The organism is Polaribacter sp. WD7, assembly GCF_003335085.1.
Lineage (GTDB): Bacteria > Bacteroidota > Bacteroidia > Flavobacteriales > Flavobacteriaceae > Polaribacter.
The window spans coordinates 580,094-597,416 of the sequence record NZ_QPEJ01000017.1 but is presented as its reverse complement, the minus strand read 5'-3'; the positions used below and the strand labels follow the sequence as shown (position 1 = coordinate 597,416).

Genomic DNA, 17,323 nt, shown 5'->3' with positions numbered 1-17,323 from the left:
TAAAGATTTATCAAAAAAATAAGCTCAACACAATTGTGTTGAGCTTTCTAAAAATAGTTTTCTAGTCTATTATTTTACAGTACTGTAATTAGAAATAGTAATTTCTACTTCTTCTCCATTACTCAAAGCAATCATGTATACACCATTTTCTTTTATTCTATTATTTTTAGAATTAGAGAACATCATTTTATCAGACTTTCTCCAAATTTTAGATACATACAAATCGTTTACGTCTGTATTAATGATAATTCCTGTTTTACTCATAGTAAAATCTAAATCACCACTTTTTGGTTTTTCATATGCAAATTCTACTTTTCTATCGTAAAAAATATCATCATCATTATCTATCATCAAAGTCGTTTTTACTTGTGTTGGCATAAATATAATGTCTTGATTTAATTTATATTTATCCTTAGGGTCTAACATTACAGGAGTATACTCCTTTTTAGTTTCTAATTGAATAATCTCTTCTATATCACTATCCTCTGGTGTTTCCATTTTTTTTACATCAGTAGTGATTACTGTACTAGAAATGTCTTCGTCTCCTGTTTGTGCAAAGGCAGTTGTAGATGTTATTAGTAAGGCTAATGCCGTTAATTTAAAAATTTTCATAATTTGTGTTTTTAAAAGTTAAACTTATTTTGTTTGAATTATTTTGTCTCCTAATTCTGGGATACTTTTTCTTTCGCTATATTTTTTACATTCAGTTTGTTATTAAATTCTAATGTTCTTATCGGGAATGGTATAGAAATACCTTCATTGTCAAACGCTTTCTTAATCTTTATGATAGCATCACTTTTGGCTTTTAATTTTTCTAATGCACTTTCTGAATCTACCCAAAATCTACACAAAAAATTTATAGAACTGTCTCCAAATTCGGTATAGTAAAATTCGACGCTTTTACCAATCTCTTTTTGATTAAAGTTGCTTTTTATTACTTCTTTAGTCAATTCTTCAACCCTTTCTAAGTCAGCATCATATTCTACACCACAAGTAATAGAAATTCTCATTTTTGTAGTCAAAGAATAATTTTTAAAAGGACTCTCTAAGATGGTTTTATTAGGTATAACAACCATATTATTGTCTGCTTCTTTAATAACAAAGTAGTTTAAGTTAATATCCATAACTTCACCAGAATAACCATTTGTTTCTACCCAGTTTCCTATATTTAAATTTTTTCTGAATGAAAGTACTACACCAGATATGGTATTAGATAAAGTGCCTTGTAACGCTAAACCAATAACAATACCAGATACACCAGCTGCAGACACAATAGTTTTAAGCGTATCATCAAATTTTAAAACGGTCATAGCAAAATAAAGACCAACTAAGAAAATTACTGAAGATGCTAGTCTAGAAACCAAATTTCTAACAGACTCTTGTTTTATCCTCTTTCCAATAACCTTATATACAAGAGAGTTTATTGCTCTAGACGCAAAGTAAGCTACTATTAGTACAACAGTTGCGATAGCAATGTTGGGTATGTTAGCAATAAAAATATCTTTCCAGCTTTCTAGTTTGTCTATTATTTTGTTCATTTTGTTTGTGTTTTAAATTTGTAAATTACTTAGCTAACTAATTGCTAAGTATTATTTTACAAAACTACTATTCAATTGTTCTTTAGTGTCTTTAGACCATGCATTTAACATCCAAGTGGTTTTTTCTAACTCCCTAATGTATGCACCCATTAAATCAATGGTACCTTCGTCTTTTGCATTATCAGCTCTGTCTATAACTTTACTTAATTGTTCTAAGATAATTCTATGATCTTCAATTATTTCAGCTACCATTTCTTTATCTGTTAACAAAGGTGATGATTCTTTGATCTTTGAAATCTCAATGTAATCTGACAATTTACTAATCGGATGATACTTTAAAGTAATAATTCTCTCTGCAACCTCATCAATTTTAGTTTTTGTATCGTTGTACATTTCTTCAAATTTATTGTGTAAGTCAAAGAAATTTTTTCCCAAAACATTCCAGTGGAAATTTCTTAATTTTTGATAGTATACATGGTAATCTGCTAATAACACATTTAACTCAGATACTATTGGTAATACTTTTTTGTCATCTATATTTAAATAATCCATAATTTTTGTTTGTTTTAATGTTCACTACAAAAGTAAGTTCAAAGTAAAGGTTGTCTTAGCTCATATAATTTTGATGTTTGCTCATATACCCTTTTTAGGTAAAATTTAGTTTTTTTTATAAAAAATGACGTAAAAATGGCTTTTTACGCTATTTTTTTACTGTTTTTAGTAATTTTTGGTAAAATTTCAATTTCTTTTTTGTGTAACAAAATCAAATTTTAGCGTCATATAAAAAGACAACATAAAAACCAAAATATGAAAGAAGACAGACAGCTATTAGTAATTACACATTTAAGTCAGTTATTAGATTTTGTAACAGGAATAGGTGGATTAATTGTACCACTAATATTATGGGGTACTAAAAAAGACGAAATTATAGACATGGACAGACATGGAAAAGCCATTCTTAACTTTAGAATATCTATGTTACTATACATTCTGCTATGTTTGCCTTTTATTTTTCTTTTTGGTTTAGGAATCATCGGGTTAGTGGTTATCGGAATTTTCTATTTTATTTTCCCAATAATTAGTGCCATAAAAGCAAGTAATTACATAAGTCCAAACTATCCTTTAAGTATTCGATTTATAAAGTAATAACTCACTTCAGTATTATTATTAGAAGGAGTAGAAAATAACACAATTTTTTTGGCGTTCCCTTTCAGGTCAGGCTTTCTGCACTCGCTTTTTTGTTTTTAAGAACAAAAAGAGCTCAAACAAATGCTTCAACCCTTAACGCAGTCCTACTTGCCAGATTTTTGTTGTATAAAAAACTAAATATTTTTTATAATATCTTCGTATTCATAGTAGAAAAGTTCAAAAGTAGTCATGGTTTCAACAAAAAATTCGTAGCAATCTCTCCAAGTATTTTTGTTATAAACGCTAAACTTACCTTCAAAAGGCACATAGATTCTGTGTATTTGTTTACTATTATCAAGCTCAAATGAACTGTCAAAAATAACCTCAGAAAGTTCATTTTCTAATAAGGTTTTTAGAGAGAGTAACTGGTCATAATATAATAAATTGGCAATTTCGTCAGGTGTTTCAATATCAAAACACACCAAAGCTATTTTTCTTTCGGCCACAAACTTAAAAGAAAGCCCTTTTACTTTAGTATTGTACAATAACCATTTTCTAGGAAACGATTTTCCAAAACTAGTCCAGAATTCTTTTCGCAATAAAGCAGCTTCTTCTTTAGAAAACATAGTATGATTTTGTGAAAGGTAAAGTTAAAATGTTTGAAGTTTGTAAAGTTTCAAAATAATAAAGTTAAAAGAGCTAAATTCCATCAACCATCAACCATCAACCATCAACCATCAACCATCAACCATCAACCATCAACCATCAATTATTACCCATGAATTTTAGCCAAGTTACCACGTTCGCGCATCATATTAGCTTCAAAAGCTAATAAGTCATTCCATTTTTTATCTACAATTTCTCTATCTTGATATTCACGCGCAAATTGTAAAAAAGTGGTGTAGTGGTTGGCTTCAGAAATCATTAAGTTTTTGTAAAACTTAGCCAATTCTTCATCTTCCATATTTTCAGAAAACACTTTAAAGCGCTCACAACTTCTGGCTTCTATTAAAGCAGCTACCAATAAGCGCTGAATTAACGCATTTGTTCTATCTTTTGTTTTCGGAAAAAATTTTTGCAACCTAACCGCATAATCATTCTTTTGTTCTCTACCCAACACCATACCTCGTTTAACCATAAGCAAATGCACCATTTTAAAATGCTGCATCTCTTCTATAGCAATATTGCTCATTTCTTTAACTAATTCTGTCTCTTCAGAATAGTTTATTATAATAGAAACAGCGTTAGAAGCAGCCTTTTGCTCTAAAAATGCATGATCTGTTAAAATTTGTTGTAAATTATCTTTTGCAATTTCTGCCCAAGAGGTTGTTGTTTCAAATTGTAAGCCTAACATAAGATTTTGCGTTTGTTTTGCAAATTTAAACATTATTTGATGTAAAGAAACTTGCTACTAGTATGTTTTTTCATAAATTAGATTTTTTAAAAAAATAGAATGTTAGAATTAGCAGGAATTATAATATTAGGAATATTGGCGCAATGGGTAGCATGGAAATTTAAAATTCCTGCTATTTTGCCACTTATATTAATTGGTCTATTAGTAGGGCCAATTGCAGCCGAATTTTTAAGTGAAGATGGTTCTAAATGGATAGAGCCTATTTGGAACGGTGAAAAAGGTTTGTTTCCTGGAGAAGGCTTGTATTATTTTGTTTCTCTAGCCATAAGTATAGTACTTTTTGAAGGTGGTTTAACTCTAAAAAGAAGCGAGATTAAAAATGTAGGTCCTGTTATTACCAAATTAATAACATTGGGTTCTGCCATTACTTTTTTTGGAGCGGGTTTAGTAGCGCATTTTATTTTTAAATTGGGTTGGGAGTTATCTTTTCTTTTTGCAGGATTAATTATTGTTACTGGTCCCACAGTTATTACGCCAATTTTAAGAAATATTCCTTTAAAAAAAGATATATCTACTGTATTAAAGTGGGAAGGTATTTTAATAGACCCTATAGGAGCTTTGGTAGCTGTATTGGTATTTGAATTTATAAGTGTTGGTGGTGGTGGTGGTTTTACAAAAACAGCACTCATAGAGTTCGGTAAAATTTTACTTTTCGGTACAACTTTTGGCTTTACGTTTGCGCATGCTTTAGCCTATGCTATTAATAAGAAGTTAATTCCTCATTATCTATTAAATGTAGTTTCTTTATCTACTGTTTTACTAGTGTTCGTAGAATCAGAATTATTTGCTCATGAGTCTGGATTGTTAGCTGTTGTAGTTATGGGTATGGTGTTGGGTAACGGAAAGTTAAGCAACCTTAAAGAACTATTGTATTTTAAAGAATCATTGAGTGTTTTATTAATCTCTATTCTCTTTATATTGTTAGCAGCAAATATAGATATAGAAGATTTAATGTTGCTGTACACTTGGAAAACAGCAGCATTGTTTGCTGTAGTTGTTTTTGTGATAAGACCCATAGCTGTATTTGCAAGTACTAGAAATTCTAAGCTAAAGTTTAATGAAAAACTATTTATCAGTTGGGTGGGTCCTCGTGGAATTGTAGCTGCTGGTATTGCTTCGCTTTTTGGTAGTAAACTCTTAAAACAAGGAGTAGAAGGTGCAGAGTATATTACTCCACTAGTGTTTATGATTGTTTTGGGCACAGTGCTCTTAAACGCTACTACAGCAAGATTATTTGCAAGATTGGTAGGCGTTTTCTTAAAAAGTTCTGATGCTATTTTATTTGTAGGAGCTTCTGATCCCGCACGTTTAATTGCAGAGTATTTGCGTGATAAAGGTAAAAGAATAATACTTATAGATTCTAATAAAACATTTGTACAGCAAGCATTAGATAGTGATCTAGAAGCGATAAGGGCAGATGTTTATGATGACGAATTAACAGATAACATAGAGCTGAATGATGTTGGGTATCTAATAGCGATGACAGGTAGTGATGCTGTAAACAATCATGTTTTAAAGAATTTTTCTAAAGATTTTGGAGAACATGGGGCTTATAAACTAGCGTCGTCTGTGCAATTATTAGAATCTACAGATGAAGATAGAGAATGGTTTTTTACACCAAAAGATGATTACATTAACTTAAGTGAAGCTTATAGAGAAAATCCTAATATAAATGAAGTGAAGATTGAAAATGAAGAAGAATACAATAACATTTTAGAACTTTTATCTAGAGAAGAAAAATCTGTACCGTTGTTTGTTGAAAAGGGAGAAGGTATTTATTTAATTTCTGAATTCGAAAAAATTGGAGCAGGTAAAGAAGAGTTAATGCTATCTTATTTAGGAAAAAATATTGGAGAGACTTACAAATCTAATTCAAAAGTCTGACGAAGTTTTTCCAACAACGGATTCTTTTCTTTCATTTTGTTAAACTTTTCTTGCGGTGTGTAAGCAAACTTTTTCTCTACGGTTTCATTTAGATTCACAATAATATCTATTCCATAATTGTTTAATTGCTCTCTAAGATACTTTACTAGTTTAGGCCTGCCTTTATGAAATTGATCTTTCATCAATTTATTGGGTACAGTAAATAAAATATTAAATTTTCCTTCTAGCTTAGGAATATCTGTGGCTACTATAGAAGCCATACTTCTTTCTCCTTTTTTTTGGAGAATAGTAGCATACTCTTTCCATAATGTTTGTAGCTTTTCTTCAGAAAAGACATCTTTAGGGTGGTTGTCAAAATTTTCCTCTACATCCGTTTTTTTAACTTCTTTTTTCTGATAGATACTCTTTAGAGATAAAGAAGAGGTACGTCTTTTAACCGATTTTAAAATTGGTTTTTCTAATTTTGGTTTTGTTATTTCCGGAGTTTTTTGAGATTTTGTTACGGTCTCTCTTTGCTTAACTACTGTGTTCTCTTTTTTTATTGCAGGAGAAAGAGCCTGAAAAAAAGTAGCTGGTATTATGTAGTTAGCTGACTTTTTTTTTTCTCCATCAAAAGTGATAGAGGCAATCTGCATTAGAGTAAGCTCAACCAACAATCGTTGATTTTTACTTGTTCTATAGTTTAAATCACAATTGTTAGCTTTCTCAATTGCTTGTAGCAAAAAAGGTATGCTAGCCTTAGTAGCTTGGGCTAAGTATTTCTTTTTTGCATTGTCACCAACTTCAAGTAAATCTATAGTTGCTTTGTCTTTTGCAACCAAAATATCTCTAAAATGACTTGCTAAACCATTTATAAAATGATGCCCTTCAAATCCTTTTCCTAAAATAATATTAAATCCATTTAAAACTTCAGGTATTTTATTGTCTAGCAATAAATCTGTCATATTAAAATACGTATCGTAGTCTAATACATTTAAATTTTCTGTAACTGCTTCTCGAGTCAAGTTGTTTCCAGAAAAACTTACAACTCTATCAAATATAGACAAAGCGTCTCGCATTGCGCCATCTGCTTTTTGAGCAATAACGTGTATTGCATCATCTTCTGCAGTAATATTTTCTTTTTCACAAATTACTTTTAAGTAATTTTTTGCGTCTAAAACACCAATTCGTTTAAAATCAAAGATTTGACAACGAGATAAAATAGTAGGTATAATTTTATGCTTTTCTGTAGTAGCCAAAATAAAAATAGCGTGTGCAGGTGGTTCTTCTAATGTTTTTAAAAACGCATTAAAAGCCGCTTGAGAAAGCATGTGTACCTCATCTATAATATATACTTTGTATTTTCCGGTTTGAGGAGGTATACGAACCTGATCGGTTAAACTTCTTATATCATCAACAGAGTTATTAGAGGCAGCATCCAATTCAAAAATATTAAATGCAAAATCTTCATCTTCTGCATGGGTTGCATCTTGTTGATTAATTTTTTTTGCTAATATTCTAGCACAAGAAGTTTTACCAACTCCACGCGGACCTGTAAATAATAAAGCCTGGGCTAAATGGTTGTTTTTTATAGCATTTTCTAACGTATTTGTGATAGCTTGTTGCCCAACAACATCCTCAAAATTTTGAGGTCTATATTTACGTGCTGATACTATAAAATGCTCCATAGATGTGTTAAAGTATAAGACAAAAATAAGATTCTGTTAAGATTTCTGCAACCTCAATTCTTAAGAAATTACTAAAGTTGTAAACATCTTGTAAATTAGATGCAAATCATACGTCTAAAGTAATATCAAAATAAATATTTTTGTTTCTCTCTTTTGAGAAAAGCAGTTTAATTGAAGCTGTGGGGTTGTAAATACCTAGATATTTATTCAATTAAAAGTTCTAGAGATTGTACTGAGTTTTAAATGATTCTTAGTACAATCTTTTTTTAACAAATATGAAATTAATATATGAAGTTTTTTAAACACTTAGCTGCATTCGGATTTTTTTTAGTATTGGTCTCTTGTTTTGGTTTTACAAAAAAGGAAGAAATTAAAATAAACTCAAAATATGCCCCAAGTCAAGATACAGAAGTAGCCTACTTTGCTAGTGGTTGTTTCTGGTGTGTAGAAGCAATTTTTGAAAGTGTAAAAGGGGTAGAAGAAGCTGTTTCTGGTTATGCAGGCGGAAATACTAAAAACCCAACATACCAAAGTATAGGAACAGGAAAAACAGGGCATGCAGAAACTGTAGCTGTGTATTACAACCCTAAAATTGTAAATTTTAAAACGTTAGTAAAGGTATTTTTTGGGTCACATAATCCTACAACAGTTAATGGCCAGCATCCAGATTATGGAACGCAGTACAGATCTATCGCATTTTATAAAACAGAAGTTGAAAAGCAAATTGTACAAAATGCTATAAAAAAGTTAAATGAAGAGGTTTATGAAGGTAAAATAGTTACAGAAGTACGTAAAATAGAAACTTTTTATAAAGCAGAAGATTACCATCAAGATTTTGAAAAAAGAAATCCTAATCAAGGCTATGTTAGGGCTGTTTCAGTGCCAAGATTAAATCGTTTTAAAAAGAAATTTCCCGAATTATTAAAGGTAGAAAAACATTAATTGTTATAAACGTTCTTCTAACCAATTTTTAAAACTATAAAAATTTTGTGGAGCAACTCCATGACCTACAGGATACTCTGAATAAACACTGTTTAAATTTAGATTATCTAAAAACGGTTTTGAGTTTCTAGCCCACTCAACTGGTAAAACTTGGTCTACACTACCATGAGAACTATAATATTCTGTTTCAATATTTTTAGCCATAGAGTTTGGTAGCAAATCTGTATTAATATAGCCGCTTAATGCAATTACGTATTGTACTTTATTTGGGTAGAAAAAACTAAGAGAATAACTTAAAATTGCCCCTTGACTAAATCCTAATAAAAATGTTTTTTTAGCGTCTGTATTATATTTTATTTTTATATCATCAATAAAGCTAGCTATTTTATCTATAGCATTTTTTGCTTCTTTTAGATCTGAGAATTTACCGTTTATATCATCAAAATTAATAGAATACCAAGCGTAACTACCAAACCCCATACTTAAAGGAGCTTGTACACTAATAATTAAAAAGTTGTCTGGTAATTCTTCAGCAAAAGAAAACAAATCTTGTTCATTACTTCCATAGCCATGAAGTAAAATTAATAAAGGCGGATTTTTAATTTGTATTTTAGGTTGTCTTACTAGGTAATGTAAATCACTCATTTGTGTAGCTTATTGATTTAAAACAAGTTGGTTGTTAGCGAATATTCCGTAAGCTTTCCCTTTTAAAGTTTTACCTAAAAAAGCACTATTTTTTGAAGTAGATAAAATATTTTCTAACGTAAATTCATACTCTCCATCAGTTGTAAATAAAGAAACATCAGCAATATTCCCTTCAGAGATAGAAGTATTCTCTAAGCCGAAAATTTCTTTTGGATTTGTGGTGATTTGTGCAATAAATTCTTCAATTTCAAAAATTGAATTTAAAACAGAAAATGCACTCTCTAGACCAATTGCACCGTCTTTAGCTTGACTAAATTCTACTTTTTTATGTTCAATATCAATAGGATTATGATCACTTGTAATAATATCAATAACGCCAGATTTTACAGCTTTCTGTAAAGATTTTACATCACCCTTGGTTCTTAACGGAGGGTTTAATTTAAAGTTGCTATCAAAACCATGCAAATTATCATCAGATAAGAAAAGATTATTAATGGATACACTACAAGTTACTTGCAAACCTTTCTTTTTTGCCTCCTTAATTAAGCTTACAGATTTTGCCGTAGAAATGGTTGGTATGTGCAGTTTACCTCCTGTATATTCTAGTAAAAATAAATCTCTAGCAATTTGTAAGTGTTCAGCTAAATCTGGTATTCCTTTTAAGCCCAATTTTGTGCTATTAATGCCTTCATTTGCAATTCCTTCACCAGCAATAGCCTTGTTTTTAGGAAAACTCATAACCAAACCTCCAAAGTTTTGAGCATATAAAAGCGCAATTTTCATTAGATTGTCGTTTGCAATTGGCCTTTTATAGTCTGCAAATGCTAAGGCCCCAGATTGATACATATCATACAATTCTGCCATTTCTATACCTTCACTTTTTTGGGTTAAGGCCGCAATAGGATAAAGATTTGTAGCATGACCCTTGGCTTTGTTTTTTAGAAATTCTACTGAAGATTTAGTGTCGATAACCGGATTTGTATTTGCATTTACAGCGATACTCGTAAAACCAGATTTTGCAGCTACACGTAAGCCCTTATCTATAGTTTCTCTTTCCTCAAATCCTGGTTCCCCTAAAGAAACACTAGTGTCAAACCAACCCAAAGAAACATGAAGGTTATTAAAAGTAACGATAGTAGCATCTTGTTGAATAATTGTGTCTTCAATTTTTGTGATCATACCATCTACTATTAAGATATCTTTTCTTTTTAGATGATGTGGGCTTGAGGCATCTACAATTTTTGCCGATTTTATAAGCGTAGTCATGTTTTGTAGAATTTTAAGATTAAAATTTCTAGCAGCAAAGATACAATTGCCAATGATAAAAACCATTTCCAAAGCCAATGAACTTCATTTTTTTTGTTCAGTTGATTAAAAAAAGAAGAGATGGAATCTGAAATGTTAATGTTCTTATTTGTATTTCTTATTGCTGCAACATCCATAAAATTTAAGTTGCTCTCAGATTTTGGATAGTTAAACGCAATTGTTTCTAGGGTATCTTTATTTTTTAAAATATAGTAAAATCCATTTTTCTTAAGTTGATTATCTGTAATCAAACTTGTTTTTTTCTGATATTGTCTTTGCAAGGGAATAAACTTGTTTTTTGTATTGGCAATAGATAAAACATCGTCTTTGTTCATTTTAACTTCAACATCAATAGTGTTTTTAGTATTTGTTCTGTAAAAAATAGTAGAACTATTAAAGCTAGATTGTGCAAAATTATAGAAAATAGGAACAATTAAAGGAGAGTTTGTAAAATTACTGTTTTCTTTATCTAAATTGCTGGCAACCAAAAATAGTTTTCCGTTAGAAATAGAGAACTCTTGTATAAAGGGAAGGTTGTTTTCGAAAGTTAAAATTTGATAACCTAAACTTGTGTCAAAACTTAAATATGAGTTGACTGTTGGGTATTGAAAATTTGTAACCTTTTTAACAAATACATTTTTAAGTAAAGGATGATTAAAATTGATTTCTGTAATTTTTAAATTGTTTTTCAATTGATTTTTTACAACCCCAATATTTAATTTGGTTAAGAAATTATTGTAAGAATTTGTATCAATTTTACTACTAGGAATTAGTACAAGATTTCCTCCGTTTTTCGCAAACTCATATAATCGGTTCGATAAAATTTTGGGGATGCTTTTTAGTTCAGAAAGTACAATTAAATTTTGATTTGAGATGCTATTGTAACTCGTATTTTGAAGACTAGAGAAGGAGTAGTTAAATTCTTCTTTTGGGTAAATTTTTTTTAAATACTCAGCATTGTTTCCAATAATCAAAACATTTATTTTTTTAGGTTTTTTAAGGGTGAAGAAAAAAGAGTTGTCAAATATGAAAGTATCGCTAAAAGTTATACTAATTTTTCCGTTAAATTCAGATTGGTTTTGTAATTTAAATTCAATAATTTGATTGCTGTCTTTTTGTATAGAAAAAGATTGTTTACTAATCAATTTGGTTTTGTTGTGTAATGCTATAGGAATATTGTATTTAGCATCACCTTGGTTTTTAATGACAGCTTTTACAGTGGTTGTGTTGTTTTTTTTATCACTTACAAAAACACTATCAATAGAAATATTGTTTTTTATCGAAGGTTTGAGTTGAATAATAGAAAATGGAGGTGTTACATTTGTAAACTCTAAGTGTTTTTTATTTTGAAAATCAGATATATAAATGTTGTTTATTAAAGTTTTAGTTTTATGTGGTATAGGTTCTGATATTTTCAAGTATATACTCTTAAAATCTATAGATTTTGAAGTGTTTTTGATATCTAAAAGTACTTCTTTTAATTCTTCTTTAGATAAATTTTTGTAAAAATTTGTATTTGTTTGTAGCGTGTAAGTATTACTAGCTGAAGCTGAATTGATAATTTCTTGAGCTGCAACTTGAAGTAGTTTTCCTTTTTCTCCTGTTGCACCAGTGCTTAAAGAATTGTCTAAGTAAATAAAGTTATGTTGTTTTTTTGAAAATTCTTTATTACTAAAATATGGTTGTGAAAAAGCAAAAAGTATCGATGAAAATAATAGTAATCTACAGGTTAAAATTAACCATTTTTTTATGCGAGAACTTCGTCTATTTTGTTGTACTATTTGTTGTAAAAAAGCAACATTAGTAAATGCTACTTTTACAAATTTTTGTAGTTGAAAAAGATGTACTAAAATTGGAATAATTAGTAGAAAAAAAAGATAAAATATTTCTGGATTTTTAAATTGCATTCACTTAAATTAAGGTTGTAAGTTATTACAAAAAAAGGAATTTTTAAACGGTTGTTAACTTCTAATCAAAACTTTTCAAATACACCTAAACCAAATAAAGCAAAATCATATTTTACAGGATCTTCTTTATCTAGTTTTCTTAGTTTTAAATCCAATTCATGTAGTGCTTTCCAATCGTTTTGTTTTCTCTTTAAAAGTTTTAATTTTCTTGCAACATTTCCAGAATGTACATCTAATGGACATGACAAATTAGAGGAAGAATGACTTTTCCAAAGACCAAAGTCAACTCCATTACCATCGTTCCTAACCATCCATCTTAGAAACATGTTTATTCTTTTAGCGGCAGAGTTTTTTAATGGATCTGAGATGTGCTTTTGTGTTCTTTGTTGGTGTGGTATTTCAAAAAACACCTGTTTTAAATAATGAATTGCATTTTGGTAATTGTCTTTGTTGTTTTTTACAAGTAAAACATTTTCTAGTCCATTGTGTGTACTGTAAATGTGTTGTAAGGACATGATAAATTGCTGTAAGTCTTTGCTGTTAAAAGTTCTATGAACAAAATTATCAAGTGTTTTTAAATCTTTTTTTTGATGGTTTAAAACAAAATCAAAAGGAGCGTTATCTAGTAATTCCATCATTTGTAAAGCATTCTTAATTATCATTTTTCTATTTCCCCAAGAAATAGTAGCGGTTAAAAATCCTGCAATTTCTATGTCTTCTTTTAAAGAAAATAAATGAGGTATTCGGATAGGGTCAGATTCAATAAACTTTGGGTTATTGTATATAATAACCTTTTCATCTAAAAATTCCTTAAGCTCTTTACTATTCATCTTAAAAATTCTCTAAAAAACTTAATGTAATTAAAATTCCGTTATAAGCAGCGTGTAAACAAATAGACCAAAGTAGTCCAAAACGGACTCTAATAAAACCTAAATAAACACCCAAAAGTATTTGAGGTAAAACTAGTAAAGGAGAAAGTAGTATTACGTTTGTGGATATCTCAAAATTAGTAATGTGTATAAAGCCAAATAGAATTGTTAAAGTGTAAAATAAAATTTTAAATGCAATTTTACTTTTACATAGGGTAAGGGGAGCTCTAAACAATACTTCCTCTAATATAGGAGCTAAAATAGCACCTAATAAAAGTATTTTTAAGTTACTCATTCCTTTAAACATTTTGTCTAGTTTATGAGCATCTGCATCTATAAGGTTAACATATTCAAGAAAAACAAATAGCGGAGAAATGATAAATCCTGTAATAATACTTATTGCTAAAAGCTTCCCAAAAACGTTTAATCTATATGAAAAATCAGTATTGGGGTCTTTGTGGATACTGGGTTGTTTTAAGAAGCCTAGTATTTTTTTAAGTGTTTCTAACATATAATTTATAATATAATACCAAATTTTAATCCTAAACTCATTTTTATTGTATCGCTATAAGTACCATCCAAAAAATCTAATGAAAATATATTATCTTCATAATATGTTCTGTGTAAATCAGGATTAAATTCAATGCTAATATCTTTAAATCTTTTTAATCTTATTCCTAATCCAGCGTAAAAATCAAAATAAAATACGTTGTTTAGGGGTGCCAATAGTTCATATTTTATATTTAAAATGGTCACTTTTTTCTTAGAAAAAACTATTATTTATAATAAAGTTTTTATCTGTATTGGTTTGATTTTTTTCAAAATAGATGATTTGATCATTAAATCGATTTTTTTTTGAATTATTTCAAATCCTAAATATTCATTTAAATGTACATTTCTAATGAGGTTAATATTAATATTATTAACCACAAGGTTTCTAGCCTGTACATAGCTCTTTTTCTTTAATACAGTATTTAATAGAAAATTATATGATAATTTTCTGTTGAAATAAAAATCTTTTTATAAGGAATCCTTTAAAATGGTCAATTTTATTTGTTTTTTAGAGCGTATAGATCTAATAGAAGCTTGTAATGTATTTCCTAAAGCCGTATCCTTTTTAAAAACAACTTTTACTTTTTTGGTTTGCAGATATTTTAACTGTTGTTCTTTTGGTGTTTAAAAATGGTGGCACATGAACTCAATAAAGTTACCAGTAGTAAAGATAGAGCAATTTTTTTCGTACAATTACTCAATTTTACCATCTATCATGTTTAGCTTTCTATCTGCCATATTCGCTAAATCTTCATTATGCGTTACCAAAACAAATGTTTGCCCAAATTCATCACGTAGTTTAAAAAATAATTCATGTAAGTTTTTAGCAGATTCACTATCTAGATTGCCACTAGGTTCATCAGCCAAAATTACAGAGGGGTTGTTTATCAATGCTCTAGCAACCGCAACACGTTGTTGCTCTCCTCCAGAAAGTTGGCTTGGTTTGTGGTGAATACGATGAGATAATCCCAAAAAACTCAAAAGTTCTTTTGCTTTTTTTTCTGCTTCAATCTTTGGTTTTTTTCCAATGAAAGCAGGAATACAGACGTTTTCTAGCGCAGAGAATTCGGGTAATAATTGGTGAAATTGAAAGATAAAACCGATATGGTTATTTCTAAATACAGAAAGCTTATTATCGGGCAATTTTTTTAAAGAAGTATTGTTTATTGTTAGTTCAAAATCATCTTGTGTATTGGGTTTGTCCAATGTACCTAATATTTGAAGTAAGGTTGTTTTTCCTGCTCCAGAAGGGCCAACAATAGCAACAACTTCACCTTTATTAATGGTTAAGTCAACCCCTTTTAGAACTTCTACATCACCATAATATTTATGGATGTTTTTACCAAAAATCATATCAAATTTCTTTAAAACGAAGTTATAAAAAGAAATCAGAAAAACGATTAAAGATTTCTGATTTATAATAAATTAAATCTGAGACCATTTTATGATTCGAAAAGATTTTTAGCTTATTGTAATTTACAAAGTTGTGTCAAGTATCGAGTTTTTGAAAGTGCTTTTGAGCACGGTATTTTGGATTGATATAAAATGTGTTACGTTTTTTTACTAGTCTAACTTTTGCAAAGTAATTGTTAATTAACCTATTATATATTTTGATGAAATTTTATCAAATCGAATGAGTTTTACGATTAAAATCAGTAAAATTTGTATCGATAATAAATTTTAAGTTCTAAAGTATTTCTAGTTACGTTTTTTTGTATCCAATAATCACTTTAATTGACAGTTTGTAACCATTTCAGATATAATACACCATAGTTCTATTAGTGTTTTAAGGTGTTTTGTCTATAGATTATTTTGAAGATATTTATAGAAATTATGAATATCCTAAAATAGGATAAGTTGTAAGAAAGCCTTTTTAAATTTTAAAGGGTTTAAGAATTAGTTTGTTAAAAAAGTCTTAAAGAATATTTTTTATGACTCTAATGGGGTTTTTTAAAGAAAACCTTGCTAAATTTTACATCTGAATTTGTATTTTTGTCAACGTTTTTAAAAGATTTATAGATGAACTTACACGAATATCAAGGAAAAGAAATTTTAAGCAGTTTTGGAGTTAGAATTCAAAGAGGAATTGTTGCAAGTACTCCTGCAGAAGCAGTAGATGCTGCAAAAAAACTAACAGAAGAAACAGGTACGGGATGGCATGTTATAAAAGCTCAGGTTCATGCAGGTGGAAGAGGAAAAGGAGGAGGAGTTAAACTTGCTAAGAATTTAGAACAAGTAGAAAGTATTGCAGATGATATTCTAGGTATGATGTTGATTACACCACAAACTTCAGCAGAAGGTAAGTTGGTAAATCAAGTTTTAATTGCTGAGGATGTATACTATCCGGGAGATGAAGAGCCAGATGAATTTTATATGTCTGTATTATTAAACAGAGCTACAGGTAAAAATATGATCATGTATTCTACAGAAGGTGGAATGGATATTGAGACTGTTGCAGAAGAAACACCACATTTAATTTTTACAGAAGAGATAGATCCTTTATTGGGTATCATGCCTTTTCAAGCACGTAAAGTAGCTTTTAACTTAGGTTTATCTGGAGTAGCATTTAAAGAAATGACAAAATTTGTTACTGCTTTATATACTGCCTATATAAAATCAGATTCATCTATGTTTGAAATTAATCCGGTATTAAAAACTTCTGATGCTAAAATAATGGCTGTTGATGCTAAAGTTTCTTTAGACGAAAATGCATTATACAGACATAAAGATTATGCAGCAATGCGTGATATCAGAGAAGAAAATCCAATTGAAGTTGAAGCTAAAGCTGCTGGTTTAAACTACGTAGATTTAGATGGAAATGTTGGTTGTATGGTAAACGGAGCTGGTTTGGCAATGGGTACTATGGATTTAATTAAAGAATCTGGAGGTGAGCCTGCTAACTTTTTAGATGTTGGTGGTACTGCAGATGCACAAAGAGTTGAAACAGCTTTTGGTATTATTTTAAAAGACCCAGCTGTAAAAGCAATCTTAGTAAACATTTTTGGTGGAATTGTACGTTGTGATAGAGTCGCACAAGGTGTAGTTGATGCTTATAAAAGCATGGGAGATAAAATAAACGTACCAATTATTTGTCGTTTACAGGGTACTAATGCTAAAGAAGCTAAAGAATTGATCGATAATTCTGGAATGGAAATTATTTCTGCAACAGAATTTCAAGAAGCAGCAGATAAGGTAAGTGAAGTTCTAAGTTAGAATTTTTACAATTATGATATTTATAAGCCTCGTGAAAACGAGGCTTTTTTTTGGTCGAAATCAAAAAAAAATTAACAAAACATATAGTGTTAATACTCTTTTTTTAGAAAAATTAATGTATTAGCTTCTTAGATTAATAAATATAAAATTCACAAATAATGAATATTATTAGAAATTATTTAACGTGAGTTAGACTTAACTTATTCCAATATTAGGAAACACATTTTGCGTATTAGGAATCATATTTTTTATTTTAATA

At 29.4% G+C, this 17,323-nt stretch carries 17 protein-coding genes; 4 read left to right on the top strand and 13 right to left on the bottom strand.

Annotated features, from left to right (window positions below):
- Window positions 1-69: 69 nt before the first annotated feature.
- Genes DUT90_RS09080 through DUT90_RS09070 form a run of 3 tightly spaced genes read right to left on the bottom strand, consistent with a single transcriptional unit; the run spans window position 70 to window position 2,090 of the window.
- Entirely contained in the window at window positions 70-612 is a 543-nt protein-coding gene (locus DUT90_RS09080) for a hypothetical protein (protein WP_114426831.1), read from the bottom strand.
- A 50-nt stretch (window positions 613-662) separates the two neighbouring features.
- Window positions 663-1,538, bottom strand: coding sequence for a mechanosensitive ion channel family protein (locus DUT90_RS09075; RefSeq protein WP_114426830.1), 876 nt, complete (start codon window positions 1,536-1,538; stop codon window positions 663-665).
- 51 nt (window positions 1,539-1,589) lie between these two features.
- On the bottom strand, window positions 1,590-2,090 hold the full coding sequence (locus tag DUT90_RS09070; RefSeq protein WP_114426829.1) for a Dps family protein: 501 nt from the start codon (window positions 2,088-2,090) through the stop codon (window positions 1,590-1,592).
- Between the two features lie 255 nt (window positions 2,091-2,345).
- Here DUT90_RS09070 and DUT90_RS09065 point away from each other — a divergent pair, with 255 nt between their 5' ends.
- Window positions 2,346-2,684 carry a DUF4870 domain-containing protein gene (locus DUT90_RS09065; RefSeq protein ID WP_114426828.1) on the top strand — a complete coding sequence of 113 codons (339 nt, stop codon included), beginning with the start codon at window positions 2,346-2,348 and terminating at the stop codon, window positions 2,682-2,684.
- A gap of 176 nt (window positions 2,685-2,860) precedes the next feature.
- Here DUT90_RS09065 and DUT90_RS09060 read toward each other — a convergent pair whose 3' ends face one another.
- Together DUT90_RS09060 and DUT90_RS09055 are read right to left on the bottom strand one after the other, a co-directional pair.
- Window positions 2,861-3,292 (bottom strand): DUF4268 domain-containing protein, encoded by a 432-nt coding sequence (locus tag DUT90_RS09060; RefSeq protein WP_114426827.1) that lies wholly within the window; start codon window positions 3,290-3,292, stop codon window positions 2,861-2,863.
- Between the two features lie 146 nt (window positions 3,293-3,438).
- Entirely contained in the window at window positions 3,439-4,020 is a 582-nt protein-coding gene (locus DUT90_RS09055; protein WP_114426891.1) for a tRNA-(ms[2]io[6]A)-hydroxylase, read from the bottom strand.
- A gap of 99 nt (window positions 4,021-4,119) precedes the next feature.
- Here DUT90_RS09055 and DUT90_RS09050 point away from each other — a divergent pair, with 99 nt between their 5' ends.
- Window positions 4,120-5,964, top strand: coding sequence for a sodium:proton antiporter (locus DUT90_RS09050; RefSeq protein WP_114426826.1), 1,845 nt, complete (start codon window positions 4,120-4,122; stop codon window positions 5,962-5,964).
- On the opposite strand, the gene dnaX is transcribed toward DUT90_RS09050, so the two are convergent.
- Complete coding sequence (dnaX, locus tag DUT90_RS09045) at window positions 5,940-7,631, bottom strand: DNA polymerase III subunit gamma/tau (protein WP_114426825.1); 1,692 nt, start codon at window positions 7,629-7,631, stop codon at window positions 5,940-5,942. The two genes, DUT90_RS09050 and dnaX, sit on opposite strands and share 25 nt — an antisense overlap.
- Before the next feature lie 288 nt (window positions 7,632-7,919).
- Between dnaX and msrA the strand changes: the two genes are divergently transcribed.
- Window positions 7,920-8,573 carry a peptide-methionine (S)-S-oxide reductase MsrA gene (gene msrA / locus DUT90_RS09040; protein WP_114426824.1) on the top strand — a complete coding sequence of 218 codons (654 nt, stop codon included), beginning with the start codon at window positions 7,920-7,922 and terminating at the stop codon, window positions 8,571-8,573.
- 3 nt (window positions 8,574-8,576) lie between these two features.
- Here msrA and DUT90_RS09035 read toward each other — a convergent pair whose 3' ends face one another.
- The 7 genes from DUT90_RS09035 to DUT90_RS09005 all read right to left on the bottom strand — a co-directional run bounded on the left by DUT90_RS09035 (window position 8,577) and on the right by DUT90_RS09005 (window position 15,204).
- Window positions 8,577-9,218 carry an alpha/beta hydrolase gene (locus DUT90_RS09035; protein WP_114426823.1) on the bottom strand — a complete coding sequence of 214 codons (642 nt, stop codon included), beginning with the start codon at window positions 9,216-9,218 and terminating at the stop codon, window positions 8,577-8,579.
- A gap of 9 nt (window positions 9,219-9,227) precedes the next feature.
- Complete coding sequence (locus DUT90_RS09030) at window positions 9,228-10,484, bottom strand: dihydroorotase family protein (RefSeq protein WP_181858173.1); 1,257 nt, start codon at window positions 10,482-10,484, stop codon at window positions 9,228-9,230.
- Entirely contained in the window at window positions 10,481-12,430 is a 1,950-nt protein-coding gene (locus DUT90_RS09025; protein WP_114426822.1) for a BatA domain-containing protein, read from the bottom strand. The genes DUT90_RS09030 and DUT90_RS09025 overlap by 4 nt, the downstream gene beginning before the upstream one ends.
- A gap of 65 nt (window positions 12,431-12,495) precedes the next feature.
- The gene (locus DUT90_RS09020) at window positions 12,496-13,260 is read right to left on the bottom strand and encodes a TIGR02757 family protein (protein WP_114426821.1); all 765 of its coding nucleotides are present in this window, start codon (window positions 13,258-13,260) and stop codon (window positions 12,496-12,498) included.
- A gap of 1 nt (window position 13,261) precedes the next feature.
- Window positions 13,262-13,810: a CPBP family intramembrane glutamic endopeptidase gene (locus tag DUT90_RS09015; protein WP_114426820.1), complete on the bottom strand. Its 549-nt coding sequence runs from the start codon at window positions 13,808-13,810 to the stop codon at window positions 13,262-13,264.
- Between the two features lie 5 nt (window positions 13,811-13,815).
- The gene (locus DUT90_RS09010) at window positions 13,816-14,025 is read right to left on the bottom strand and encodes a hypothetical protein (RefSeq protein WP_147266205.1); all 210 of its coding nucleotides are present in this window, start codon (window positions 14,023-14,025) and stop codon (window positions 13,816-13,818) included.
- A gap of 519 nt (window positions 14,026-14,544) precedes the next feature.
- Window positions 14,545-15,204 carry an ABC transporter ATP-binding protein gene (locus DUT90_RS09005; protein ID WP_114426818.1) on the bottom strand — a complete coding sequence of 220 codons (660 nt, stop codon included), beginning with the start codon at window positions 15,202-15,204 and terminating at the stop codon, window positions 14,545-14,547.
- A gap of 666 nt (window positions 15,205-15,870) precedes the next feature.
- Here DUT90_RS09005 and sucC point away from each other — a divergent pair.
- The gene (sucC, locus tag DUT90_RS09000) at window positions 15,871-17,064 is read left to right on the top strand and encodes an ADP-forming succinate--CoA ligase subunit beta (protein WP_114426817.1); all 1,194 of its coding nucleotides are present in this window, start codon (window positions 15,871-15,873) and stop codon (window positions 17,062-17,064) included.
- The last annotated feature ends 259 nt before the right edge of the window (window positions 17,065-17,323 follow it).

Bases quoted from the DNA above. Each gene is read 5' to 3' on its own strand.
- DUT90_RS09070 (WP_114426829.1), bottom strand. From the start codon at position 2,090: ATGGATTATTTAAATATAGATGACAAAAAAGTATTACCAATAGTATCT.
- DUT90_RS09030 (WP_181858173.1), bottom strand. From the start codon at position 10,484: ATGACTACGCTTATAAAATCGGCAAAAATTGTAGATGCCTCAAGCCCA.
- DUT90_RS09075 (WP_114426830.1), bottom strand. From the start codon at position 1,538: ATGAACAAAATAATAGACAAACTAGAAAGCTGGAAAGATATTTTTATT.
- DUT90_RS09035 (WP_114426823.1), bottom strand. From the start codon at position 9,218: ATGAGTGATTTACATTACCTAGTAAGACAACCTAAAATACAAATTAAA.
- DUT90_RS09080 (WP_114426831.1), bottom strand. From the start codon at position 612: ATGAAAATTTTTAAATTAACGGCATTAGCCTTACTAATAACATCTACA.
- DUT90_RS09025 (WP_114426822.1), bottom strand. From the start codon at position 12,430: ATGCAATTTAAAAATCCAGAAATATTTTATCTTTTTTTTCTACTAATT.
- DUT90_RS09055 (WP_114426891.1), bottom strand. From the start codon at position 4,020: ATGTTAGGCTTACAATTTGAAACAACAACCTCTTGGGCAGAAATTGCA.
- DUT90_RS09060 (WP_114426827.1), bottom strand. From the start codon at position 3,292: ATGTTTTCTAAAGAAGAAGCTGCTTTATTGCGAAAAGAATTCTGGACT.
- DUT90_RS09015 (WP_114426820.1), bottom strand. From the start codon at position 13,810: ATGTTAGAAACACTTAAAAAAATACTAGGCTTCTTAAAACAACCCAGT.
- DUT90_RS09065 (WP_114426828.1), top strand. From the start codon at position 2,346: ATGAAAGAAGACAGACAGCTATTAGTAATTACACATTTAAGTCAGTTA.
- msrA (WP_114426824.1), top strand. From the start codon at position 7,920: ATGAAGTTTTTTAAACACTTAGCTGCATTCGGATTTTTTTTAGTATTG.
- DUT90_RS09020 (WP_114426821.1), bottom strand. From the start codon at position 13,260: ATGAATAGTAAAGAGCTTAAGGAATTTTTAGATGAAAAGGTTATTATA.
- sucC (WP_114426817.1), top strand. From the start codon at position 15,871: ATGAACTTACACGAATATCAAGGAAAAGAAATTTTAAGCAGTTTTGGA.
- dnaX (WP_114426825.1), bottom strand. From the start codon at position 7,631: ATGGAGCATTTTATAGTATCAGCACGTAAATATAGACCTCAAAATTTT.
- DUT90_RS09050 (WP_114426826.1), top strand. From the start codon at position 4,120: ATGTTAGAATTAGCAGGAATTATAATATTAGGAATATTGGCGCAATGG.
- DUT90_RS09005 (WP_114426818.1), bottom strand. From the start codon at position 15,204: ATGATTTTTGGTAAAAACATCCATAAATATTATGGTGATGTAGAAGTT.